29 protein-coding genes are annotated in these 23451 nt (G+C 58.8%); 13 read left to right on the top strand and 16 right to left on the bottom strand.

Going from position 1 to position 23451, the window contains the following annotated elements; genetic code table 11:
• Positions 1-36: 36 nt before the first annotated feature.
• Positions 37-504: a hypothetical protein gene (locus SH139x_RS09270; RefSeq protein ID WP_488354984.1), complete on the top strand. Its 468-nt coding sequence runs from the start codon at positions 37-39 to the stop codon at positions 502-504.
• A gap of 240 nt (positions 505-744) precedes the next feature.
• Here SH139x_RS09270 and SH139x_RS09265 read toward each other — a convergent pair whose 3' ends face one another.
• Both SH139x_RS09265 and SH139x_RS09260 read right to left on the bottom strand, forming a co-directional pair.
• Positions 745-1536 (bottom strand): hypothetical protein, encoded by a 792-nt coding sequence (locus SH139x_RS09265; protein WP_488354983.1) that lies wholly within the window; start codon positions 1534-1536, stop codon positions 745-747.
• Positions 1536-5462, bottom strand: coding sequence for a phage tail tape measure protein (locus tag SH139x_RS09260; protein WP_488354982.1), 3927 nt, complete (start codon positions 5460-5462; stop codon positions 1536-1538). The genes SH139x_RS09265 and SH139x_RS09260 overlap by 1 nt, the downstream gene beginning before the upstream one ends.
• Positions 5463-5554: 92 nt before the next feature.
• On the opposite strand from SH139x_RS09260, the gene SH139x_RS09255 reads away from it, so the two are divergent.
• Positions 5555-6397 (top strand): DJ-1/PfpI family protein, encoded by an 843-nt coding sequence (locus SH139x_RS09255; protein ID WP_488354981.1) that lies wholly within the window; start codon positions 5555-5557, stop codon positions 6395-6397.
• On the opposite strand, the gene SH139x_RS09250 is transcribed toward SH139x_RS09255, so the two are convergent.
• Together SH139x_RS09250 and SH139x_RS09245 are read right to left on the bottom strand one after the other, a co-directional pair.
• Positions 6394-6606: a hypothetical protein gene (locus SH139x_RS09250; RefSeq protein ID WP_488354980.1), complete on the bottom strand. Its 213-nt coding sequence runs from the start codon at positions 6604-6606 to the stop codon at positions 6394-6396. The two genes, SH139x_RS09255 and SH139x_RS09250, sit on opposite strands and share 4 nt — an antisense overlap.
• A gap of 20 nt (positions 6607-6626) precedes the next feature.
• Positions 6627-7127, bottom strand: a complete 501-nt coding sequence (locus SH139x_RS09245) for a hypothetical protein (RefSeq protein WP_068258854.1) — start codon at positions 7125-7127, stop codon at positions 6627-6629.
• Between the two features lie 110 nt (positions 7128-7237).
• On the opposite strand from SH139x_RS09245, the gene SH139x_RS09240 reads away from it, so the two are divergent.
• The 3 genes from SH139x_RS09240 to SH139x_RS09230 all read left to right on the top strand — a co-directional run bounded on the left by SH139x_RS09240 (position 7238) and on the right by SH139x_RS09230 (position 8419).
• Complete coding sequence (locus SH139x_RS09240; RefSeq protein WP_488354979.1) at positions 7238-7690, top strand: hypothetical protein; 453 nt, start codon at positions 7238-7240, stop codon at positions 7688-7690.
• Between the two features lie 77 nt (positions 7691-7767).
• Positions 7768-8121, top strand: coding sequence for a hypothetical protein (locus tag SH139x_RS09235; RefSeq protein WP_488354978.1), 354 nt, complete (start codon positions 7768-7770; stop codon positions 8119-8121).
• Between the two features lie 40 nt (positions 8122-8161).
• Positions 8162-8419 (top strand): hypothetical protein, encoded by a 258-nt coding sequence (locus tag SH139x_RS09230; protein WP_488354977.1) that lies wholly within the window; start codon positions 8162-8164, stop codon positions 8417-8419.
• A 35-nt stretch (positions 8420-8454) separates the two neighbouring features.
• Here SH139x_RS09230 and SH139x_RS09225 read toward each other — a convergent pair whose 3' ends face one another.
• From SH139x_RS09225 to SH139x_RS09170, 12 genes are all read right to left on the bottom strand, one after another.
• Positions 8455-8868, bottom strand: coding sequence for a hypothetical protein (locus SH139x_RS09225; RefSeq protein ID WP_488354976.1), 414 nt, complete (start codon positions 8866-8868; stop codon positions 8455-8457).
• 30 nt (positions 8869-8898) lie between these two features.
• On the bottom strand, positions 8899-9456 hold the full coding sequence (locus SH139x_RS09220; RefSeq protein WP_488354975.1) for a hypothetical protein: 558 nt from the start codon (positions 9454-9456) through the stop codon (positions 8899-8901).
• Entirely contained in the window at positions 9453-9905 is a 453-nt protein-coding gene (locus SH139x_RS09215; RefSeq protein WP_488354974.1) for a hypothetical protein, read from the bottom strand. Before SH139x_RS09215 ends, SH139x_RS09220 begins: the two co-directional genes overlap by 4 nt.
• Positions 9902-10282 carry a hypothetical protein gene (locus SH139x_RS09210; protein ID WP_488354973.1) on the bottom strand — a complete coding sequence of 127 codons (381 nt, stop codon included), beginning with the start codon at positions 10280-10282 and terminating at the stop codon, positions 9902-9904. Before SH139x_RS09210 ends, SH139x_RS09215 begins: the two co-directional genes overlap by 4 nt.
• On the bottom strand, positions 10279-11853 hold the full coding sequence (locus tag SH139x_RS09205; RefSeq protein WP_488354972.1) for a trypsin-like peptidase domain-containing protein: 1575 nt from the start codon (positions 11851-11853) through the stop codon (positions 10279-10281). The genes SH139x_RS09210 and SH139x_RS09205 overlap by 4 nt, the downstream gene beginning before the upstream one ends.
• A 14-nt stretch (positions 11854-11867) precedes the next feature.
• Positions 11868-12218: a DUF2190 family protein gene (locus SH139x_RS09200; RefSeq protein ID WP_488354971.1), complete on the bottom strand. Its 351-nt coding sequence runs from the start codon at positions 12216-12218 to the stop codon at positions 11868-11870.
• A 9-nt stretch (positions 12219-12227) separates the two neighbouring features.
• Positions 12228-12557: a DUF2190 family protein gene (locus SH139x_RS09195; RefSeq protein WP_488354970.1), complete on the bottom strand. Its 330-nt coding sequence runs from the start codon at positions 12555-12557 to the stop codon at positions 12228-12230.
• A gap of 49 nt (positions 12558-12606) precedes the next feature.
• Entirely contained in the window at positions 12607-14649 is a 2043-nt protein-coding gene (locus SH139x_RS09190) for a phage major capsid protein (RefSeq protein WP_488354969.1), read from the bottom strand.
• The gene (locus tag SH139x_RS09185) at positions 14615-16114 is read right to left on the bottom strand and encodes a phage portal protein (protein ID WP_488354968.1); all 1500 of its coding nucleotides are present in this window, start codon (positions 16112-16114) and stop codon (positions 14615-14617) included. Before SH139x_RS09185 ends, SH139x_RS09190 begins: the two co-directional genes overlap by 35 nt.
• Positions 16115-16177: 63 nt before the next feature.
• Entirely contained in the window at positions 16178-16375 is a 198-nt protein-coding gene (locus tag SH139x_RS09180) for a hypothetical protein (protein WP_488354967.1), read from the bottom strand.
• Between the two features lie 86 nt (positions 16376-16461).
• Positions 16462-18729: a terminase gpA endonuclease subunit gene (locus SH139x_RS09175; RefSeq protein WP_488354966.1), complete on the bottom strand. Its 2268-nt coding sequence runs from the start codon at positions 18727-18729 to the stop codon at positions 16462-16464.
• On the bottom strand, positions 18719-18925 hold the full coding sequence (locus SH139x_RS09170; protein WP_145273598.1) for a hypothetical protein: 207 nt from the start codon (positions 18923-18925) through the stop codon (positions 18719-18721). Before SH139x_RS09170 ends, SH139x_RS09175 begins: the two co-directional genes overlap by 11 nt.
• Positions 18926-19174: 249 nt before the next feature.
• Between SH139x_RS09170 and SH139x_RS09165 the strand changes: the two genes are divergently transcribed.
• The 8 genes from SH139x_RS09165 (at position 19175) to SH139x_RS09130 (ending at position 23441) form a co-directional block, all read left to right on the top strand.
• Positions 19175-20035: an amidoligase family protein gene (locus SH139x_RS09165; RefSeq protein ID WP_488354965.1), complete on the top strand. Its 861-nt coding sequence runs from the start codon at positions 19175-19177 to the stop codon at positions 20033-20035.
• A 288-nt stretch (positions 20036-20323) separates the two neighbouring features.
• Positions 20324-20599, top strand: coding sequence for a hypothetical protein (locus tag SH139x_RS09160; protein ID WP_145273592.1), 276 nt, complete (start codon positions 20324-20326; stop codon positions 20597-20599).
• Between the two features lie 132 nt (positions 20600-20731).
• A complete protein-coding gene (locus tag SH139x_RS09155) occupies positions 20732-20893 on the top strand; it encodes a hypothetical protein (RefSeq protein WP_488354964.1) in 162 nt (53 codons plus the stop codon).
• A 39-nt stretch (positions 20894-20932) separates the two neighbouring features.
• Entirely contained in the window at positions 20933-21154 is a 222-nt protein-coding gene (locus SH139x_RS09150; protein ID WP_488354963.1) for a hypothetical protein, read from the top strand.
• Positions 21155-21323: 169 nt separating this feature from the next.
• Positions 21324-21623 carry a hypothetical protein gene (locus SH139x_RS09145; RefSeq protein ID WP_488354962.1) on the top strand — a complete coding sequence of 100 codons (300 nt, stop codon included), beginning with the start codon at positions 21324-21326 and terminating at the stop codon, positions 21621-21623.
• Positions 21624-21877: 254 nt separating this feature from the next.
• Positions 21878-22540 (top strand): hypothetical protein, encoded by a 663-nt coding sequence (locus tag SH139x_RS09140; RefSeq protein WP_488354961.1) that lies wholly within the window; start codon positions 21878-21880, stop codon positions 22538-22540.
• A gap of 245 nt (positions 22541-22785) precedes the next feature.
• The gene (locus SH139x_RS09135; protein ID WP_488354960.1) at positions 22786-23064 is read left to right on the top strand and encodes a hypothetical protein; all 279 of its coding nucleotides are present in this window, start codon (positions 22786-22788) and stop codon (positions 23062-23064) included.
• Positions 23065-23219: 155 nt separating this feature from the next.
• The gene (locus SH139x_RS09130) at positions 23220-23441 is read left to right on the top strand and encodes a hypothetical protein (protein ID WP_146516172.1); all 222 of its coding nucleotides are present in this window, start codon (positions 23220-23222) and stop codon (positions 23439-23441) included.
• Positions 23442-23451 lie beyond the last annotated feature (10 nt).

Here is a 23451-nt window from a genome sequence, read left to right as displayed (position 1 = left end):
CGAATCGGCGATCGGTCCTCGAATACGCTGCGCCGAATGATTCCGAGCAGTGATTCGTACCGTGTCGCCAGCCGGGTCGGTTACCGCATCGATCTCGCCCGCTTTGTCGAGTTGGTAGAGGTCGCAGTCCGCGCTACCCGTCCGCATCCCTCGGCGGCCAGCGATGCCTCCGGTCGGCACCTCAACAAGGTAAACCGGATCAGCGGGCCGACCGACCCGAACGACTGCCCATTGGTCGCCGACTTGCTTAAGGTCTTGTCGCCACAGAATCTGCGCCGATCCGTCCGGCTTCGATTGCAGCGTGTCACCGGCCGATTCGCCAACGTCTGCAAACTTGTGCCACGTTTTGACGACGTTGACTCGCGCGGCCACCACGCCATCGAACACCACGCGGCCGACCTTGTCTTCCGCGATCGGTTCGATGGCGACCCCAACGCGACCTGTGTGATTGTCTTCGGTCGGGCGCACGCACTCAATCGTGGCATCGCGAACGAAGCGGGCTAGTTCTACGGGACCGGCTTCGGGATCCGTGATCGGCGAATCGAAACCAACGATGCCGCCGATGGGGACGACGGCACCGGATGTGTTGTGAACGCGAACAGTCGATGCATTTCGCAGATGCGTTCGCGGACCACCACCGCCGGGCAGACGGTTGCGATGAGACGCCTCGGCCGCCGCCAACAGTCGGTTGTATTCGACCGCGGTGATGTTGAGACTGTCGCCGGGTCGAACACGTCTTGCCAACTAAGAAAGTCCTAGAGCTGCGAAATTGCCATCGGGATAAACCTGTTCGACGTAAGCTGCCGCCGGCGTTTGTAAGACTCGGTCGCCGACAACCTCTTCGTCATGCTTCACCCACAGGTAATCCCAACCGCGTTTGCTGACGCTGCCGATGTTGCCGAGTTGCAACGCCGGTTGGTTGGGGCGAGCGGCGAAGTGGTAGGTGATGTCGACCCAGTTGTTGTCGTCCTCACCTCCTTCGCCGCCGAGGAACAACGCCTCACCGGGGCCGAAGATTGACCATGCTGCGGAATTTGTCCGGCCAGTCATCGAAACAACGGCCAGCAGGTACGACGTCGAAACGAACTCGAACTTCTTGCGGACCGAGAACTCGAACGCCGGCACGGTGACATCGACGCCCGACACTCCCGAGTCACTGACGCCGATCGCGCCGCGGTAGTCCGGAGCGATCTTGCCGGGAGCGGCGTAGATGCCTCTCGTCAGCAAACTCTGGTTGATGTGAGTTGTCGCCCCGGTCGTATTGAACGAGACCGGGTCGAGCTTGGTTTCGTTGAGCGTGACGCTGACCAACGCGTGCTTGGCGTTGATGAATTCCGAATCAACTTGTAGGAACGGAATCAGGTCGGGGAAGTTGTCTTCGTAATACGACTGGGCGGCATTGGCGGCGGCCGCCGGACTGACGTTTCCGCCGTTGGTCGCGACGTAGGCGGTGAAGTCAGAGTTCGTTTTGCCACGCGACGCTTTTTCCGACAACGCAGCGACGTCGAAGTTGTAGCCTCCGTATGAAAAGCTCATCAGCTGAACACCAGCCCGCCGCCGGTGGATCGTTCGGCGAGCTTGCGTGTATTGTTGGCGGTTTCGACGATGGCTCGTTGGACGTCTTCGCTCAGGCCGAGGCCAGATCGTTCGCCGGATTCGCTGAGGTTGCCACTTCCGCCGGCGAGCAGTTCGTTGGACTTCATCAGGTGCTGGCCGATGGCGACGAGGCGATCATTGATTTGTTGTAGGCCTGAGTCGGCGATGGCGTCGGGCTCTGGTTCTTGCTGGGCAATCGCATCATCGGCTTGTTCGTCGATGACCAACTTCGGTGCGACGATGACTTCGGGTTCTTCGTCGAGCGGCTCAGGTTTGAGCTTCTGCGCGGGATTATCGAGACCGATTGGTTCGAGTTTGCGGGCACCGCTGCCGATGTTCAGTCCGCGTGAATCGAACTTGCCCGTGACGGATTCACTGGATTGTTCGCCAACATCGGTGCCTGCAAAGTTGTCAATGGAGGCTTGGGCGTCGCGGTCGAGTTCCAATGCGACTGAATCGTCATCGAGTTCAGCGGGCGGCAGTTTGAGTTTGCCTTCGTTGCCGGCACGATCGGTGATTGCGGCAGCCTTGGCCTCCATCGCCGCGATGCCGGCTTTGAGTTTGTCGAGACGCTCATCGCCGGCGGCATCTTCACCAGTTAGTCCCGCGTCGACTTGTGCGGCTTCGAGAGAAGTTTTGGCTTCGGCGATCGCCGCGGCCAGGTCGTCGGAGATCTTTGGCGATGTGGTTTCGGTGCCTGTTGCTTGCTCGTCGTCTTCCGGTTTCAGAGCGTTGGCTTTGTCGACGGCAGCTTGGAAGTCTGCTTCGGCCTCGGCCACCTTGGTTTGACGGTCGGCTTCCGCGAGCGATCGTTCGGCTCGTTTCGCTGCCGCGTCGGCTTTCGCCTCGCGGCGCATTTCGTCGAGGGTGTCGCGGACGCCGGCGGTGAATTCTTCGGTGTCAGCGGTCCGTTGTTCGTTGGCTTTCGCGTTGGCATCAAATTGGCGATCACGTTCAGCGTCGACGGCGGCGTTTTGCTGGTCGGTCTCTGCGTCGATCGCGGCGAAGTCGGCGTCGAGGTCTTGGCCTTCGCGGGACTTCTTTCGCTGGTCGAGTTGACGCTGCAAGTCTTCCTGCATCGCCTTGCGGTTCGCTTCAATCTCTGACTTGCGTTTCTGTCGACGTTCGGCGCGGCCGGCGATCGCGGTTTGGCGTTTGCGTTGTTCTTCCGCGTTGTTGGCGTTCGTTTCGTTGTCAATCTTTCGCACTTCGGCTTCGACGTTGATGTCGTCGTCGAAGAGTGATTTAAGTTTCACCCAAGCTTTTCGGAGGAAGCCGACAGTGCTGTTCCACATCTTGCGGACTTCGCCGACGAACACCGCCCAGGAATCGGCGAGGTAGTCGATCGTTTCCACCCACGCTCCTTCGACGCCGGCCAGAGCGTTGACCAGCACGCCGCCGATCTGGATCGCGACGTCACCGGCGATGTCGACCAGTTCATGGAGTTTGAGGAAGCCCTTCTTGAGGAACCCGACTGTGTTGTTCCAACCTTTCTGGACGGCGGACGTGAGGATTGTCCAACCGTCGGCGAGGTAGGCGACCGTGCTGTTCCAGATCGCTCGCAAGCCGCCGAAACCTTGCATGAGTTGATCGGCCAGTTTGTAGACTGCGTCGCCCCAGGCATCCGAAAGATAAGCGGTGAAGCGTGACCACATGCCGGACAGCCCGGTCGTTCCTTTAGTCCATTGCAGTTTGATGTAGGACCAGAGCACATCGACGGCTGCATTGATGTCGCCGGCTCGCAGAGCGTTGGCGATTGCACCGAAGGCGGCCATGGTGTCGGCCTTCAGGTTTTGGAAAGCTCCTTTGAGGAAGTCGATCGAACTGCCGATCGCACCCGATGTATACAGGAAGTAGGCACCGAGAGCGACAACGCCCGCGACGACTAGACCGAGTGGCGAGAACAGCAACGCCATTGCACCGGCCGCGGTACTGATGGCTCCGGTAAGCAATCCGAACGCACCAGACAGACCGGCGGTGACCGCGGCATAGACGCCGGCCAGTGCGATGTTGATCTTCTTGACCGCGGCCAAACCGATGAAGACCGCTTTGATGCCCGTGCCGACGGCCTTCAACACGGCCCACGTTACCGCGAGTGTTTTCGAGGCGACAGACAAACCCAGCGTAATGCCCTTGAGTGCGATCATCGCGGCACCAACGCCGGCGGCAGCGACTTTCATCGCGGCAAATCCCGCCACGGCGGTCAGGATCGCGGTTCGGTTTTCGCTCGCCCACGCGAGTGTGCTGCGAAGCAAGCTGCCGACAGCGGACAACAAACCGCCCGCGAAACCATCGAGGCTCAATGACAGTTGATCCCACGCGTCGGCCAAAGCCGCGACGCCTTGTTTCCACAAGCCTCGCAAGTACGCCCACATGACTTTGGCCGCGCCAGTGATGTCACCCGATGCAAGCGATGCCGCGATGGCTTTGAACGCAGCTTGAGAGTCGACCGCGATCTGAGCAAACGCGGTTTTGAAGAATGTGGCGACTCGTGATAACAAGCCGGATGTTTTGGCGAGGTACAGACCAAGCCCTGCAACGCCGGCGACGACTAGTCCGATGGGCGAAAGCAACGCAGCGACCGCTGCGCCGGCCATGCCCACGACGCTGCCGATCGCCGAGAAGATGCCGAGTAGCCCACCGACCGCCATCGACGCTGCCGCGGCGGCTGATCCGATCGTGAGCAACGCGGCACCAGCAGCGATGACTCCGGCTGCAACCATTGCGGCGACTTGGACGACTCGTTTGTTCTCGCCGATCCAGTCGGTGATGGAGGATGCGGCGAGCGATACGTTCTCGGTCAGTCGTTGAATTGGTTTTTCGAGTGCTTCGCCGATCGCGATGCGGACCGCTTCAAAGGAACTGGCGAGAACACGAAATGCTCCTCCGAGACCGGATTCCATTTTGTCGGCGGTCTTCTTCGCGATGCCGCCGGCACCTTCCAGTTCACCGAGCAACTCGCGGGTGTCCGTGACCGTTTTACCGATTGCGGACGCGGCGGTGATCCCGAGCATCCCGAAGACTTCGTTGAACTTGGCGGCGCGGTCGGATGAACCGAGGTCTTTTGTGGCTTCGGCCACTTCGCCCAGAACGTCGACCAGTGGTCGAGCGTTTCCGGCGGCGTCTTTGGTCGCGACACCGAAAACCTTTTGAAACTTCTCGGACTCGGCGGCCGACAATGTCAGCAACCGTTTCAGTGCGTTACCGGCGGATGATCCTTGGATGCCGACGTTGCCGAGCGTTCCCAGGATCGCGAGCGTTTCTTCGAGGCTCATGTTGGCGTCGGCCGCGACGGGGCCGGCGTACTTCAACGCTTCGCCGAGCGATTCGACGCTGTTAAAACTCTTGTTGGCCGCGGCGGTCAGTCCGTCGGCGACTCGCGATGCGTCACCGGCTTCCATGTTGAATTGGCGAATCGCCGCGGCGAAGATGCCCGATGCGAGCGTGGCATCGGTGCCGGTCGCTCGGGCGAGGTTCATGACGCTGCCGGTCATGTTCTCGATCTGCCGCGAATCGAAACCGGCACGGCCAAGTTCGGTCATCAGGTTGGCGACTTCGACGGCCGAAAAGCTGGTCGTCGCTCCGAGTTGTTTCGCTTTCGCGTTCAGTCGATCGAATGCCGCACCGGTTGCTCCCGTGATCGCACCGACTTGGCGGATGGCGTCGTCGTATTCCGCAAACTTCTGAATGCCGGCACCGAGCGGCGCTACCATCGCGATACCCAGGCCGGTCATCTTCGCTCCCATCATCGACGTCGATGACGCGAACGAGGACAATTGCTTCTGTGCCGAACGCAGTCCCTTCACCAACGCTGAGTTCTTCAGCGTCAATTCGACGAAAGCGGCTCCGGCACGGACTTGGGACATGGGGTGGAAGGTTGAAGAGTGACGGGTGAAGCGTGAAAGGTCGCTCGGTTAGAATGGACGAATCAGATTCTCAACGGGAAAGAAGAAATATCATGAAACGCACAACGACAACTTGTCTGACGCTGGTGGCATTGGTTTGGATTGTGCTGGCGTGCTCGTCGGGCATCGCTCAGGAGACGGAGTCGCAGAAGGCGGATGCCATCACATCCAAGTCGGGTGCTGTCGATCCAGAAACCTGTGCGGTTTCCAAGGCTGGGGATAAAGCGACCGGTGTGGCTTCCGATGGTGCAGACCTGCAGGCTTCGGTCGAACCCAAACCAATCGTTCCTGGTTTGCCGATCGTGGGTCTGTTGATGTACGACCAAGTTTTGCAAACCGAAATCACTGCTCCAATGGACGTGTTCAGCAAGCACTCCGAAGACGGCAAGCAGATGTTCAACGTCATCACCATCGCGGCTTCGTACGCTTTGGTTCAAAGCGAAGAGGGACTCAAGATGTTCCCTGACTACACATTCGAGAACGCTCCAAAGTTGGACGTGATCGTCGTGCCGAGTGCTTACGACATGACTGCGAGAGTCAACGACGATCCGTTGGTGGCTTTCATTCGCCAACAAAACGCGAACACCAAGTTCACGGTGAGCAATTGCGGCGGCGCGTCATTGATTGGCGAGGCTGGGATTGCCGACGGGAAGCAAATCGTGACTTGGATTGGTGGCGGCAGAGACCTCCAAAAGTCGTACCCATCGCTGAAGGTTCAAGATGACGCGACCGTCAGCTTTGCGGAGGACGGCAAGTTTCTGTCGTCCAATGGAAACCTTGCGTCTTACATCTCGGCGTTGGAATTGCTCGAAAAGATGACGAGCAAGGAGCACCGCAAGTTCGTGGAGTCGTACTTGTACTTAGAGCGTTTGCAGAATTGGAAAAGCGATAACTAGGTTGCCGCTTTCGTGAACTTCGCACCGAGCAGGTTCGCCACTTGTTCGACGGACGCTTTCGCGGCGGCGGGCCGCGTTGTGACGCACGGATTAAAATCGTCGGGCTTGAACGGTTTGCGGCGGCGCTTGCGGTCGCGGTTGACTTCGGCGGTGATCCACACCAGCGTGCTGGCGAGTTGCCAATCGTGTTTGCGTTTGGCGTCGATCATCCAGATCATCTGCCGCAGCGTTAACGGTCCGGGGTCGACGCCGAGGATGCCGGCGAGGTGACAGATTTCGCGTTCAAGCCGGGCACCTCCAGATTCGCTTCGAGTTCCGCGACCATCTTGTCCGCCAGCGTCGGGTCGTCGAGCTTCCGGTGCAGCATCTCCATCCCGCGTGCCGTCACCTCGCGTTGATGTGTCACCGCTTTGCTCAGCAGACGGCGTTGGTCCTCCGGGAGGAAGTCCAACAACGCTTCAACCAATGCGTTGCGTGCTTCGGTGAGGCAATCGCCCGATAGACCAGACTCGAAGACCTCCTGATTGACGGTGTCTTTGTCCGCTTGCGGTTTGCAGACCGCGAATAGGACTTCCCCGAGCAACAAGAAGTCTTGTGTCATCTGGGGAATGAGATCGCCGTCGACCGCATCGAGCAAGCGAACACCGGTGAGTGTCTTTACGCGGCGAAGCGTGGTGTTGTCGATGTCGACGATCCAAACGCGGCCGTGACGGTCAACGAACTTTTGCATGGGAACCTGATCCTCGAATGGAAACGAAATACAATTTGTTTTGACCACGGCGATTGTCTGCCTTTCCTGGCAGAACCGCGTGTTTGCAAATGATGTCGGAATGAAATGACTTGAAATACATCAACGGACTACCGATCCCTCGGCTTCTCATTGAATTGGTTGCTCAGGGACGCTGGCGACATCCTGGGGACGATGTGTTGCGGAGAGTGGTCCCTGGCCTTTACGAGCCGACTCACGACCCAGTGGCCTTCCTTGCTTTGGACCGTATGGAACGGGACTCATGCACCGACGTTTATGATCGCCAGTTGATGGATACATACAAGGAGCGAGCGGGCTCCGTCGACGAGGTGCCAGATTTGCCTTGGATTGACATTGAAAAACGCGTCTTTATCGCTGTGTGTGCCATCCCTGGCGCGGATGTCGGCATCGCGCTGGACTATCGGCACTCAACCGAATCTCCACGCGTGGTGGCATTGTGTTACTCGGGAGATCCAAATGGCGAGTTCTATTGGACATTGGTCTGCGAATCATTCGATTCGTTCGCCGGTGCGTGCATGCTCTAAAATGCATCGCATCTTGCTTCATGAACGCTGATGCTCAAGACCAAGTCCCCAATTCCGTGCTCTCAAGAAAATCAACAATGACAGAACAATCCATTCAGTGTTTTCAAGTTGGTTTGGAATTACGCGTCGAGGTATTCGTTTTCGTGAAGCCAGGCACCTTCTCCGGATCCGTCGAGAATGACGGTGCATCAGTCAACCATGGTCTTGGTCACGAGGCATTGGACGGGGATTTCTGCGTGGAGGATAATGACGGAACGATGATCGCATATCGCATCCCCGATATGGCCGGGACACCAGGAACGTTTGTACTGGGCGAAAGCACGTTCAAACTGGACGATGGCAATTGCTTCGTGTTGACGCCAGACTATGAGGCGGAACAATTACCGTTTCATACGAAAGAGGAAGCCCTGTTGCATCTCTCAAACTATTGAGTTGTAGTTCAACCGAACAAAACCAAATGCGAGGATAATCTTGCCCGAGAAGATCGACATCACCGAATCTGCGTTCTGCATGTTCCTTGCTCGGGTACGGACGGGACAGTTTGGCGAAGACGATTGGAAGACGTTCGTTGATTTGGATTACGAGGGGTATCCACGAACTCAAGCTGCGAGGAACCAACTTGTCAGAACGGCTCGCTGGCTGGGTCAATCACCAAATTGTTTGATACCCCCTGGCCTGCCCGAGGCCGCACAAGAGATCCTTACGTCTCTTGATCCCAACTACGCATAGATCGTTTGGATTTCCGATGTTGGGCTGTCTAATTGTTACGGAGTCCCACCGCCCACGTTCATACCGCTGCCAGATGCGGACTGAGTTGGTTTGAGCGTAACGTCTGCCGAGACGACTTCCTCCAGGTTTTGGTTGACATTGAAGTTCATGACCTCACACGTGAGCGTGAGTGCTCCGCCGGCGTCGGTGATGCCAACATCGGTGGGTGAACCGCTTGACCACAAGCCTTGCAGCATGCCGAATGCGGTGTCGCCCGATTTATTGAGCACGGTGAATTCGATCGACGCGTCTTTGAGCGTGCCGACGGTGGCTCGCCAACCGTTGTTGTCGCGCGTCGATGCATCTGCTTCCGCCTTTTCAAGCGTGACGGTCAGGTCTTTGACGTTCTTGATCTCGGCACCGTCGATCGTCAGGACGGCGTCGAGACCGAGTTTTACTTCAGCGGACATTGAGGTTTGGTTCCATCCTGCGTTGGGAATTTACTTGACGGAGTCCCGCCAGAAGTTTGGGAGCTGGGCGCGGTGGGTGTTGAGGGCGGGCTTCATGAACGGTCGCTTGGGGTAGCGACCGGGTTTGGTTGCTACGCGACGTTGGTTCTCTTCGTCGATCAACCTGCGGGCTCGATTCGCTTGGGCGGCAGTTCGCAGTTCGATGCGGGCGAACTTGCCGGGGCGAATCGCTCGGATGGGACCGTGCTGACCGACTCGAAAGCGATGGCGTTTAAGCCGTCGGCGCTTCTTGGCCTTGCCACCGAACTCGTGAAGGTTCCACAGTTGGCCGGAGATTTCGTTGACCGGGCCGATGACGACACCGGGAGCGCGGCGGTCGACTTCGTAGCGGAACGATCGACGTAGCCGGCCAGTGGGGGAACTTGGCGGGCTGCCGGGCTGCGATGGGTTTTTACGTTTGCGGATACTGCGATACGCGGTCTTGCGAATCGCTCCGCCGGCGTGACCGAGCGAATTGAACGACGCTTGATCGACCTTTTTCTTGACGCGGTTGGCGTTGAAGCGAACACGCGTCCGAATGTGCATCACTTGGCGAGTTCAAACGTGAGCGTCAGCAGACTGGTGAACTGATTGAACTGCGTCCAATGTTCGGTTGAATACAGAACAGAGTTCTCGACCTTGATGCAGCGGGCTGCGACGTAGGAGTTGAGTCGTTTGAGACGGAAGTAGTCGGCGATCTCTTCGACGAAGAACACCAATGGGTCGATCTCTTTGGCGTCGCCCGTTGAGAACTTCTTTTGGACCGCGACGTCGATCGTGGCGTGGTACTTGTTGGTGGCTCGGTCGAGCGGCAGGTATTCGACTTCGCGGGGCACGACGGTGACCCGCAGTTCCTTCATGTCTTCGAGGTCGAAGTCGGGAACGTACAAACGAGTCGCGTTGATGTTCTTCTTCGATAGGTCGGCGGCGTTGATCTCGGCCACGACGCTGTCGGCGATTTGAATGACGGTGGCGGGCGTGGCGGCGGATGCAGTCATGTGATGGTGTCGACCAGTTTGGTGTGGATGCGGAGTTTGACTCGGAAGGGATCGCTGTATCGCCACGGCGGTTCGTTGCCGATCGACATCAGCTCGTAGACGAAGGTGGTGTCGCCGTCGGCTTCGAGGATGCGATCGCCGCGGCGGGGCCAGGTGCCGATCGGCGAGGCCAGCAGATCTTTGGTGTTGATCAGGAAGTCGCGGACTTGGGCGCGGGTGATGACACCTTCGCCGTCGTCTTGCTCGTATTCGGATTTACCGATCGTGGCTGGTAAGTCGACGGAGACTTCATCGCGTTGGTAGGTGACCATCCGCGAGGCGAACCGGGTCAGCTTGGCGGCGAGCCAAGACTGACCCTTGTGAAGCATGTCGCTCATTTGGCGGCGGTGCGTTTGCGGGTTCGCGTCGCCGCCGGCTTTGCTCGTGGCTTTGGTGCCGGCGGTTCCGGTTCGACTTCGTCATCGACGTTCGCCAAGTTGACGGCCAGGTCGTTGACGATGCGTTTGACCTTCGCTTTGGCGAACTTACCGATGAAGTAGAGGACGAAGAACGCGATGAGCGACCACGTGACGATGTCTCGCATCGACGGGAACGGCCAGAGTTCTCGCAAGCGTTCGCCGGGACGACGGAGCAAGTGGTTTTCGAGTTCGCCTTGTTCGCGGTTGCGTGGAAGACTCGGGAACAGTCCACCACCGCCACGGTCTTGTCCGTATTGCTGGGGTTGTTGTTGCCGGCGATCTGGCAGCGGGCACTGGCCGTTCGGACAGTTGCCGGACGTGGTCAGGTAACAGCCGCAGTTTTGGCAACAGCTTCCTTGGTATGCGAGTGCTGGCGGGCTGGACTGCGGGCCTTCGGTGACCGAGTCTTGGTACAGCAACATGATGTCGCGATCGGAACCGGTGGCGGGGATACCAGAGGGCAAGCGTTGGGCGCGGATGGATTCAACATCACGTTCAATCGCGAAGGGATCCGAGTATTTCAGAATCACTTCGTCGGATTCGCCTTGATTCTCTTCACCGTCGGCGACTTCGGGTTTGGTCGGCTTCTCTTCTTCGACCTTGGTGCTGAGTGGCACGGCGTCCGGCGGCGGGACGAGCAACACGGACGAAGTCGTTTGCTTGCCACTGAGTCCGGCCCATACTTCTTGGTGCGTCATTGCGATGCCATAGCCGTGCGTTTCACCTCGACCGTCGAGACCGTGACCGCCAGAGTCGGTGCTTCGCCATGCAATCAATCCGATGATTTGGGCTTCGCCTCCGTTGACATCGAAGATCGCGGAGCCGGATCGGCCGCCCGCAGGCATCGGCACGAAGTGAATCGTGTCGCCTCCGTTGGCTTGCCGGCGGAGCGCGAAACCTTCAAAGGCGGTTGGCCATCGTCCGCTAGGGCAACCGACGCTGAAGATGTTCTGGTAGTTGAACGAGTCTTGCGAATCGGCGAGCGGGATGACCGGCGGGCGGTAGTTGCCCAGTGCCCGGCGATCGACCCGCACGACGGCGATATCGCGGTACGCTCGCGGGATGTAGGCGACCGCGACGGTTTCGGCTTCGATCGGCCGCGACTGGTGACCTTCTTTCCAGAACTCGACTTGGACGCGGTTGCCCAGACCGGTTCCCGCGACATGCGCGTTGGTTAAAACGTAGAGATGTTCTTCGCTTTCGCGGAACAACGTGCCGCTGCCCATCGCGTTGCCGTTGCGGATTCGCACAGTGGCTTCGCGACAGGTGTCGTGCAGGTCACCAGCGGTCGCAACGGTGCCGAACATGCTCAGCGCGACCGCGAGCAAGATGGCTTTGGTGGATCGGATCGAATCGCCGATGATCCAGGCGGCGATGAGGATGGTTGCCAAGAGCTTGACCTCGAACGGCAGCAAGAGAACGAGAACGACACCGCCGGCTGCCGCCCAGAAGCGTCGTGATTCAAAGAGGTTTTTGAGTTTGTCTTCCATGACGGCGACACTTCCTATTGCTTGAGACGAACGAGAACTCGCAGCGTGCTCGGCGGTGCGTCTTCAACCGCGATGCCGATCATCGAATGCTCGTAAGCGTTCTTGATGACGTGGTGACTGATCTTGGACCAGTAAAGAATCGTGCCGGCCGGGATGTTGGTCGTCGGGTCTTTGACGAGATTGAAGACGCCAGCGACTGTGACGCTGCCGCGTGAGTTCGGGCAGATGCCGAACTTAGCGACGCCGACCAGCTTGCCGAGTACGACAACGTTGCCGGCCGGAATTTCAGCTTCGGTGACAATCGGGATCGCCACGCCCTCGTGGACGAACGTCGCCCCGATGGGTGCGATGATTGGATTGCTCACGGCGGTTCATCACTGGCTCAGACGAACGCGGATGACGTTGTCGGTGGGTTCGGCGTCGTCGACGACTTTGCCAAGGAACACTGAACCGTCGGGGACTTCGGTGACGATGCCGTCATTCGTCGCGTAGACCTTTTGACCGGCGGTGTAGGTTTCGGCGTCGGCGGGGTCTTTCGGGAAATCAAAGACGCCTTCGACCGCGATGGAACCGAGCGTGTCGGCTTTGAGATCGCGTTTGGTGACGCCGACCAGGTCGCCTTGGATGACGAGTGAGCCGACGGGCACGTCAACGTCGGGCGTGAAGTCGACTTGTTTGCCGTCGTGGATGTATTGAGCTTGCATGGGTCTCGGTGTTTACGGTTGAGGAAGAAGGTCAAAGGTCAGCGGGCGATCACTCGCCGGCGACTTTCACGGCGGCGCGGTGGTCTTGGCTGTTCACGCCGAAGTCGATGTAACTTCGGAAGCCCATGCCGAGCGTGTTCGGTGGCATTTCAACGCGTTCGATGATCGGGGTGCGTCGTCCGTTGAGGAACACGATCTCGAATGCCGGCAGCACGTTTGGGTGGGCGAACAAATACCACGCGGCGGCGCTGGCACCGGGGTAATACGAGTCCGACAGGTGCGGCGTCGAAATGATCCGGTACTTGTTGCGGTGCGGGTTATCGACCGGGATCTTGGTGGGCGACCCTTGCGCGTCGATCATCAACTGCGACGAACCCATGAGCAGTTCGGCTTCGGTCTCAAGCTCAACCGGCACGACCAAGTACTCGGGCCGAATGTTGATCGGCTTTTGATCCTTGGGTTTGCCGCCTGGGCCAGCCTTCTGTTTGCGGAAGGTGGTCTTGGCGACGGTCAATGCGTCGGGACCGAACTTGGTGTCGGCACCTTGCAGCAGGTTGGCGTTCGACGATGAGAAGAAACCAGCGTTCTTCAGCAGCAACGTGAAGAACAAGTCGTCGATGGACTCTGCGCCCGATCGTCCCATTTGACGCGGGATGTCCATGAAAGCGGAGAGATCATCGTTGATGATGTCATGCCGAGTCAGCGTCAAGATCTGACCGTAGGTGTCGGCCTTGTTGCTGTATTTTTGCTCCGACAGTTTTCCGTGCTTCAGTTCGCCGTCAGGTGCGACTTGCTCGAAGCCTCCCGTGCCGAGCAAGCGATAGCGGGCGACTTCCTTGAAGTCCGTGACGGTGCCAACGCTGCACAGATCGAACGCGGCGATCGGTGTGTTTTGGTAAGCCGCCAGCAACGTCTTGTTCATGACGTTTTCCATGATGCTGGGCAAACTCATGGAACTGAAACCGGCGCGGATGGTTGCCGTTCCGTCGCCGAACACTCGCGGCACGTCGATGCCTTCGCTGCGGGCACACTCCGCGACGAGTTCACGCAAACCGATGTGGCGGAACGGGTCGGCGGCGTTGAGTGTCTTCTCGCCGTAGCTGGCAAGCAGAACCTTTTCCTCGATTCCCACCGAGAGACACGCGGCGGCTTCGAGGACTTCACGCGAGTGGCGAGGTTGGTTTTGCGTTTGCTCGGGAGCCTTGGGGCGTTCGCTTCGCAGCACGGCGAGTTCCGTTTTGGTGATGGACCAGCCTTTCTCGATCGCGTCGGCTTCGATGTCGGGATGGTTTTCGGCACAGAGCTTGCGAATACCGGCGATGCGTCGGGATTCGGCGGCGGCTTGAGCACGCATGTCTTCAACCGGCGAAGGTTCCTTGGTCGCAGGCTTCGTTTCGGTTTTGGGTTTCGTGCTCATGTTCAAACTTGCGTTGACGGGTTGGAGGTCGTCGGTGGTTTCGGGATCGGTGTATTCGGTTTCGTCGCCGGGGTTTTCGACGTCGGCGTAGTTGCCGGCGGCGACTCGGGCTTCGGTGTTGTCGTCGGCACCGAGCGCGACGAACGAGACTTCGCCGAGTGTTGACTTGCGGGCGATGTAGACCGGGCCTTTTTGTTCGCGGCCGTTGGCTTGAGCGGTTTTGCCTTCGGGGATGAAGACGACCTTGTCGGCACTCGCACCGAGGGATGCCTGCCAAGGGAAACCGTTTTCGCTCGTTGCGATGACTTCTTGAGCGGTCGTGCCAACGCCACTGATCACGCCGGCGACAACGAGTGATTTGTCGTTGATCGTGATGTCGTCGGTGTGTCCGACGATGCTGCCGCGATCATGGTCTTTGAGGATCGGTCGGGACTTGCGGGTCACTCGCATACCGGCAAGATCGACGACAACCGGGTAAGGCCAACCGCCCAATCGCATAGCGCCGCCGGTGTAGGCGGTCATGCTGAACTTGCGAAGTGCCGGCTTGTCGTCGCCGGCTTCTTTGGCTGCTGCCAGTTGAATGGTTGCGGCGTCGTCGCAAACGATGCGAAGGCTGCTGGGGACCGATTCGGCTTCGGCTTCAATTGGGTTGTTGGCTTTGAGACTCTTCGGCATTGTCTTCCGTGACCTCGGTGTCGGGGGATGAATCAGATTCGTCGGACTCGATCGTCAGACCGAGGTCACGCATCAGTGCGAGTTCTTTCGCACGTTGTTTAAGTTCCGTCTCCCAGTCACGCCCCTGCCGCGCGAATTCGATGGCCAGAGTTGTCGTATGACTGGCGAGACGGATCTTTTGGGCGTTGGCTTCTTTGGCGGGATCCACGTGCTCGTGGCCATCCCAGAACCATTGATGCTCGAACGTCGAATCGAGCGTGCGAAGCGAGTTGGGCAGATAGCCCTCGATGAGAATGGCTTCGCGGAGCCAAGCGGTCAGGATTCGATCCAGGACAACGCGAGCAAGTTGGGTCTGCTCGACGCGGATCGACTTGAAGTAGGTTTGATGGTCTAAACGGCCGCTGGCGTAGTTGTATCCCGATGAATTCCCAGCAGCGACATTGAAGGGCATGTTCAAACAACGAGCGATCTCGTTGAGGATTTCTTTCTTGAACTCGGCGTAAGTGGTCGCCGGTTGTTCGCTCTTCATCTGAGCCATCTTCCAGCCACCGGGCATGGTGAGAAGCATTCGCTTCTCGAGTTCGATCGGCTCGAAAGGTTCGGCGGAATCGGCTTCGCCGTTTGCCGGTGCGTCCGTGTACAAGATGCCGGCGAACTCGGCGGCGGTCTCAGCGGCAGCGAGCACCGCGAGCGTGAATCGGCGAAGTTGGGCGAACAGTGGCAGCGCCGGCGTGATGTCTGGGACGCCTCGAATCTGACCCGGTCGATCGCAGCGGAAATAGTGCAGCACCGCGGCGGCGGGCACCGTGTTGTATTCTTCCTCGTACGCGAAGAAGTCGTCGCCAGGATGCGTCTTCAGCACGTCGTAGCTGGTCGGGTTGCCATCGGCGTCGAAGCGGATGCCGTCGATGTAGCGTGCGGAGTCGTTGGCGAGTGTTGGCGACGCGACCTGGTCGGCTTCGATTAAACGTAGATCGAGAGTGACCGGCGTATCGAGTCGCTCGTTGCTAGTCAGTAAACCGAACGATTCCCCATCGGCGACTCTTGCAAGCCGCATCGTTCGCAGCTTTTCCGCTAAACCGATCGCTTCGCACCAAGCGAAGAACTCGGCTTCGACAAAACGGTTCGCAGCGTCATCAGCGGTCAGCATTTGCAAACGCGGACCGGTTCCGACCACGTCGTTCGCCAGCGTCAGCGTGATCCCGCGAGCGTAACTGTTGTTGGCGACTTCGTAACGCGAACGGTTGCGGAGCGTGCGACGAACCTCGGGACTGTTCGCGGACGAAGCGGACAAACCGTCGGCCCGCGACCAGTGCTTCATGTTGTCGAGCGTTGTGTTCGCCGCGTCGTACTTCGCTCGCAATCGTGAAAACAAGGGCTGCCGGGGCGAGCGTCCAGAGGCGTTCGGAGGAAGGTGACTCCGCCCGCGCAATTGCTCGATTATCCCTGACAAACGTTTCAGCATCCGTGCTGTTCCTGTTGCCGTCCCCGGCAGCCCTGTGGTTTGGTTTCTGAATCGGGAGAAAGATCAGCCTGCCGAAGGCGGCACGATCTTGTTAAAGCGAAGTCCGCGGTGAGGTTTCGAAACGGCTTTCTTGCCGGCGAGATGTTTGTCGGCCGCGATCTGATCGGTCAGCTTGTGCTGCTCAACCGAACCGGCATCGCCGGACGCCTTGGCTGGGCCAGATGCGTTCTCGCGAATTTCGTCTTCGAGGTTGTCTGGCATCAGTAACTCGCGAAATAAATATGTCCTTCTCAGGTTACCTATGCCGCGTTTTGGAAAACGTGTCCGATAAAATGCAAAAACTCTCGTTATCGCTGCCTTTGTTGCTGAAGTTCTTTGAAGCTGACTCGCTTCCGCGACGGCGCACGTTCGATGTCGGTTCCAAACAACAACGCTCCCTGCATCGACGCACCGACAGCACATCCAACGAGGCAATCGAGCCAGTGGTTATCAGGCTGTTCTGGTCGGGCTTTCCATTCGTCCACGGTTCGGCCGCGGCCCTCGGTTTTGATGAAGTACTCGGCCGTGACTTGCTCGGCGAACATGCGATGTTGCTCGGCGCGGTCACCGAAGATTGAAAGACAGCCGCGATCACCCATCGCAACGGCGAGCCTGGCGTGCGTGAAGGACTTCCACCAATTCGTGTCGTAGATCACGTGGCGGATCGCTCGCTTGCCATTGATCGACGGCACTCGCCAATTCAAGCCGACGCGATCGCCCGGCCGGCGTTTGTATTCGCTGAACGGGTTCGACGACGCACCAACGAAGCGGCCGTGCGACGGAAGCAAGATGGAAGCGTGCGGACTTTGCCGGCAGAATTGGTAGACGACGTTGGTTGAGTGGCCCCAGTTCGCGTCGATCAGACAACGCCCAATCTTCATCGCTGCGCCGTCGTCTCGCTGCCACTCGCGGCCGAGCAAATCCTGCGTTAGAGCATCAAGTCCGGCGTAGATGCTGCCTTCGAGTCCCGTGCCTTCGCTGGCGGTGGCAAGCGTATGGCGGGCATCACGGAGCGTGAAGTGCGTTCGTTGTTGATCGGGATACGTTCCATAGTCGACGACGTAGCCAGTGAAATCGTCCTCCCACGCGGCAATGACGTAGAACAGCAGTTTTCCTTGGACGTCAATGAACGCGGTAAGATGGTTGCCGGCAATCGGGACGGTTCGCCGCGGCATGTTGTTGATTTTCTCGGCGACCTGGTCAGCGTTTAACTGATCGGTGTCGACGGTTTCGGTCGGCAGCGGATCGTTTTGGTATTCGGCGAAGAATGCGGCCTCGTCTTGCAACTTCAGATTCATCGCATGTTGAATTGCCGACAGTTCGTCTTCGTTGAACCGTTCCTTCCACGAGACAGCCGCACCTGCATCCATCGCAATTTGGTTCCGACGGTAGAACTCGGTGCCGGCCGCGCCGCCATCGCCCGCACGGAATCCCTCGCTGCGAATCTCGGCGTAGCGTTCCCACAACGTTTCGTTGGTCGGGAACGAATCGACCATTCGAGTGCGTTCGCCATTCCATTCGGGATGTTTGTCGCGATCCAGAATGCTGTCGGCCATGTCGCCGGGGCGAATTACCGTGCATGGCATGATGCCGGAGATCTTTTTGCCGGGGCCGGCAAGCCCCAGCACCGCACCGGCGAGAATTGCTTCGCGGTTTGCACATTGCGATAGCGAACGAGCGGACTCGTCGGTTTGCGGGTCGTCAAGCACAACCAACGAAGGCCGAACAGTTTTGCCATCCGGCCGCTTGAACTTCATTCCGCGGATGCGTCCCGTCAGACCGGCAACCTTGATGATGGCACCGCTGGCTTTGCTGTCGGCAATGGATGGCAAAACGACCTCTTTGGCCGTCCACCCGATCTGCGTTCGCTTCCCTTGATAGAGTTGGCCGTTCGCTCGGTTCGAGATTCCATCCAAGGCCTGAATGGGAAAGCAGACCTCCGGATAGTCGGCCAGCAGTTTTTCGTTCGCGTCGAGTTCCGTCTTGATCGAATCGAGCATGTCGCAGGCGTGGCCTTCATCGCTTCCGATCAAACAAACGAAATCGCGATAGCCATTGAGCACCGCCCAAATGCAGGCGACCTCGGCCAGCGAGCTTTTGCCGCTGCCACGTGCCATTGCAAGCGAGAACAATCCGCCGCGAACGACCGCCTCTTCGATCTTTCGCATCACCTTCAAATGGTCGGGCGACCATGAAAGATGAAACGTCAGTTTGAAATACGCTTCGCAAAAGAACTGGAAGCTACCAGCGGCTCTTGCTTTGCGTTCAGGATCCTCCACCATTGGTAGGTCGCCAATGTCGCGGCCAGCCAGAGCGACCGCGGCGTTTCGGGCGCGGGCCGACTCTTTGACCTTCGCATAAGGATCGGCATCGGCCGGCGGCTTCGGAGCGTGACGCTTGTCGATTAGCCAAGCGGTGAACCGAAGAAGATCGACATGCGTGCCATCGCCGATCAACACGCCGGCTTCGGTTCGGTAGCGATACAACTGCCGATCCGTCAGCACCGTTCCCAAAGGCGTGCTATTGAGCGTCCGGCAGCATTCGCTCGGCCGCATTTTCAAGGGATCAATCGCCACGGTGTTTCTCCTGCAAGAGCCATGCGGCGTACGCGACGACGCTGAGGGTGCCGTCGGCATTCGTCGGTGCGCCGGCTTCGATGTCGGCCTGGATGTGTTCGAGTTCGACGCGTTTCTTCCGGCGGTTCGATAGCAACGTCGCGAGATCTTCCGGCGTCAACCGATTTGGGTTTGCGGACTTCGGTTTGTCTTCCATGACGGGCTCATTGAGAGGAATCGCAACACGCCGCACACGTTGGCGACCGTTGCGATTGGATACATGTTTGGCATGGTCGGCCGCATGTTTTGGCCGGCCACGTTGGGCCAAAACTGGCCGCGTGTTGCCATGAAAAGAAAGCTGGAGATTACTGAAACATTACTGCCGGAACTGAGTTGAGGTGTCCCGAAACGCATGGCTTCATGTGCATTCGACAAACGAATTCACACGCCTTTCGGAGAGACAAAGATGAACGCCAACGACATCGCTTTCGGCATCGAACTGGAAACGACCATGCCCGCCACCGACACCACGCCGATCGGCGGATACCACAACGGATTGCCGGTCGCCTGGCTGCCGGCGGGTTGGAAAGCCGAACGAGATTCGAGCATCCAAACGCTCGCCGCGCACCGCAAAGGATGCGAATTTGTTTCACCGGTCCTTCGCGGGTACGAAGGACTTCAAAGCGTCTTGACCGCGGTCGACGCGATCACGGCCCGCGGCGGGAAAGTAAATTTCAGCACGGGAATCCACGTCACTGTTGGGTTTGATAACGACGCCGCAGCCCTTTCCCGATTGATCTCGCTGATCGGCAACCACGAACGGGCCATCTACGCTTCGACCGGAACGCGCCGCCGCGAACAAAACCGTTGGGCCAAACGGATCAAGGACTACGGCAACAAAGACGCCGCAAAACGCCAATGCGAATCGGATCGCTACCACCTACTCAACCTCACGCACCTCGCCCGCGGTAAAAACCGCATTGAGATTCGGGCCTTCGCCGGCAGCCTCAACAAAGACAAAATCGCCGGCTACCTGCAACTCGTACTCGGCTTGGTTGAACTCGCCTTGAATAGCAAACGGTGCTCGGGTTGGGACTACGCCAAAAAGCCCGGCACCAAATCTTGCTGGGACCGACCGGGTGCCGGCGAGGGCGAAACGGAACTCAACCGGTTGTTCTACCGACTCGGTTGGACGAAGGGTTGGTACAAGGGCGACCTTCGCAACAAACGATTCGGCGAACTCACCGCCGGCGACCAAACATGCGATTGGAAACCGGTCAAAAAGAAGCTTCTCGAAATGGCTCGCAAGTACGACCGGGCGGTTTAACGGCCGGCGGCTTGCCGCAACGCCAACGCCGCGGCTCGCCCCGCGGCGTTTCTTCGGTTTGTCGGCCAACTGCGTGCAACGTCGCGGCGAAACGGCATAGGTAATAGGTAGGGGCCGACTGTTTCGGCCGGCCAGACACGCGGCGTTTGTCGGCCACGTCGGCGACATCCAAAAACATGGGAAAACCCTGCGAATTGCAACCGGAATCGGCTTGCTGCGTCTCGAAACGCATGGCTCATGTGTGTCATCGCAAGACGGTTTTTCATTCACCCAAACGGAGAGACAGACATGACGGTTTCCGAACTGATGACGCTCTTGGAAGAGTACCGCGAAACGCACGGCGACGACTGCGAAGTGCGTTTGATGACGCAGCAAAACTGGCCCTTTGAAAACCGCATCGCCGGCCTGACCAGCGGCGCGGAGATGAACGAAGCGAGCGAAGAAGACGCCAGCGAGTTCTTCGACGACCAGGACGTCGCCGACGACGCGATGGTCTACATCGTCGAAGGCGGCCAGATCTGCTACGGCAGCAAACGGGCTTGGGAGACCTGCCGCGATTGCTAGCCGCGGCCGGCGAAAAGAAGTTCGGAAAACATCTCGAATGTTTTCCGAACTTCGCTTGCTGGGATCGAAACCGTATGGCTCATGTGTGTCAACGCACGACGGTTTTTCATTCCCGCAAACGGAGACAACGCGATGACGCAACGCAAAGCCCACGAGATCAAACCCGGCGACCGAATTAACGGCGTTGAGGTTTTCGATACCGCTCGACCAACCTTCGGCGGCTTCTACATCCCGCTGGCCGACGGAACACGAATCGAGGTCGCCACGCTCGAAACGCCAATCGCCACAGACTGAACGAAACCAAACCTTCCCTTCCAACACGGAGAACCAACCATGGCCAACGCCACCAACCGCCAACGCATCGAAGCCGAATACACCGCCGCCCACGACCGAGCGTTGACGCTTCTCGAAAACTTGCACCAACGCATCGAGGACACGCCGGCACCGACCGACGACGGGCCGGCGATCGGATGGGACGACGTTGGATCGCTGAAGCATCTTTGCGAACAACTTCAAGAATTGAAAAATCATTTCTCGCCGGCGGACGCCAACTAACCAAGACCTCCGCGCCGGCGGCTGTCGCGAACGGAATCGCGGCGGGCATCGGTCTTTTTGAAAACATGTGAAATCATTCTCGAACTTCGCTTGATGTGTTTCGCACGGCATGGCTCCATGTGCGTCGTCGAAACGACTTTTCAAAACCCTCCCGAACGGAGACGCCACCATGGCAACCACCAACGAAACCCAAACGCCCGAAACCACCATCCGCGCCGAGCTGGCGAAACTCGATTGGATGATTCCCGACGCCAAACGCGATCTCGCCAAGGCCGCCGAACGATTGGCCGCCCGCGGGATCGCGGCGGTCAAGGAATGCCACGCGATGATCGCGGACGAACCGTGCTCGATGGGCTGGACCGAGTTCGCCGAACAAGACGCCCGCCACGCTCGCGAAGCGAAAGCGAAACTGACGGCATTGTTTGAACGCCGCCAATTGCTGCAGTACTTGATCGACGAAGACGACTGACCGCCGTCGGCTCCGCCGCTCCGCCACACGCCGCGACGTTCGCCCAACGCCGCGGCGTGTTTCTGTTTCCGCATGGTTCGCCGGCGAGTTTTGACGACGCCACACGTCGCGTTTGTCGGCCACGTCGGCGACATCAAAAAACATTCAAAAACCCTGCGAATTGCTGCCGAACTTCGCTTGAGCTGCTTAGAAACCCATGGCTCATGTGTGTCACCGCAAGACGGTTTTCTAACCCTTTCTCAACGGAGACAAACATGTCCAACGCAGCCCCAACCACCAACCCAAACGACGTCACCATCCGCCGAATCTTCAACCATCTCGAACGACGGGCACCGAGTGACGCCCGCGATATTCGATCGGCGTTCGACGACCTTTGGGACAACCTGTACTACTTGTCCGAATACCTTGAAAGCGCCGCACGCCGCTTTGACCGCGAGGAACGCGACTTGATGATGGCCGAATACAACCGCGTGCAAAGCGCGATCGCGGTCATGGGCCAAAGTTCGCTGCCGGTCATCATGCCCGACGGCCCGGAAGACGAAACGCCCGCCCAACCGACCGCGGTTGCACCGCCCACCTCGCCCGCCACGACGCCGGCAACCGTCGAACCGCAACTGCAACGAACCGCAGCGACGACTCCGGCCGCTCGCACCACGGTCGCAAGGTCGCAAGAAATCACGACGCCGGCGAGCAATACAAACGGACAACCCAGCGATCGCCCGCCCCAATACGAATCGCTTGGCGAAACCGTGTTCGCGACGCTTCACATCCTGGGGCAACTGACGTCCGACGTTGGTGACTTGGAAGACATCGAACCGGGCGACCTCGAAACCGAAGCGATCTGTAAACTCGCGGCCGACGAATTGCACCACGCGATTTGGAAAGCGGCGAAACAATTCGACCGGCATCTTCGATAGCACGCCGGCATCCCTAACACGCCGCGACGTTGCCCCAACGCCGCGGCGTTTTCTTGTTCGGGCATCGTTGCCGGCAAGTTTCGACGACGCCACACGCGGCATTTGTCGGCCACGTCGGCGAGATCGGTAAACATTCAAAAACCCTGCGAATTGCTGCCGCACTTCGCTTGAGCTGTTTGGAAACTCATGGCTCATGTGTGTAACCGAAACGGTTTTTCATTCCTTTCACAAACGGAGACACAACCATGCGAACCGCAAACCAAATCAACGGCCGCCGCCCTCGCCCCAACCGCCTCGAGGTCATGCAAAAACGCTACGCGGCGCGGCAACGCCAAGCGGCGGATTGCTGCTTGAAGGCGGCGACGCTCGAAATGCTTTCGGAGTTGACCGAATACGTCGACAACTTTGACCCCGAAGGCATCTACGCCCCCGAAGACGGCCAGCACGTCTACCCGGCGCTGCAACGGTTCTACGACGGGCTGATGGAGTTGAACGCGACGCTTCACGACGACATTGGCCGATAGCCGACCGCGGCGGTCGCCGGCGGTCACGGTCATTTGAAACACTTTTTGAATGATTGCCGACCACCGGAAGATTCCGCTTGATGCGTTCGCGAACGCATGGCTCATGTGTGTCACCGCAACGGTTCTTTCCAACCCTTCCAAACGGAGACACACCCATGGCAACCGCCACCCAAAGCCGCCCTTCGACCGCCGACGTTCTTTACGCCCAAACCTCGGCGTTGCTTTTGATCGAACAACTACGCGACGCGGTCGCCAACATGCCGCTGGCCGACGCGGTTTCGCGACGCGGGCTGGCCGAAACATTCGGTGAACTGGATGACCTGCACGACGAAGTCGACGGGTTGTTGGCGAAGTTCCAAAAGAATTTCAAAGACTGAATTCGCCCGT

Origin of the sequence: Kothea flammea (assembly GCF_052161645.1) — a bacterium.
In the GTDB taxonomy this organism is placed as follows: Bacteria; Planctomycetota; Planctomycetia; order Pirellulales; family Pirellulaceae; genus Laterigemmans.
Note: the sequence above shows the minus strand (reverse complement) of the source record. Positions and strands in the feature narration are given on the sequence as shown.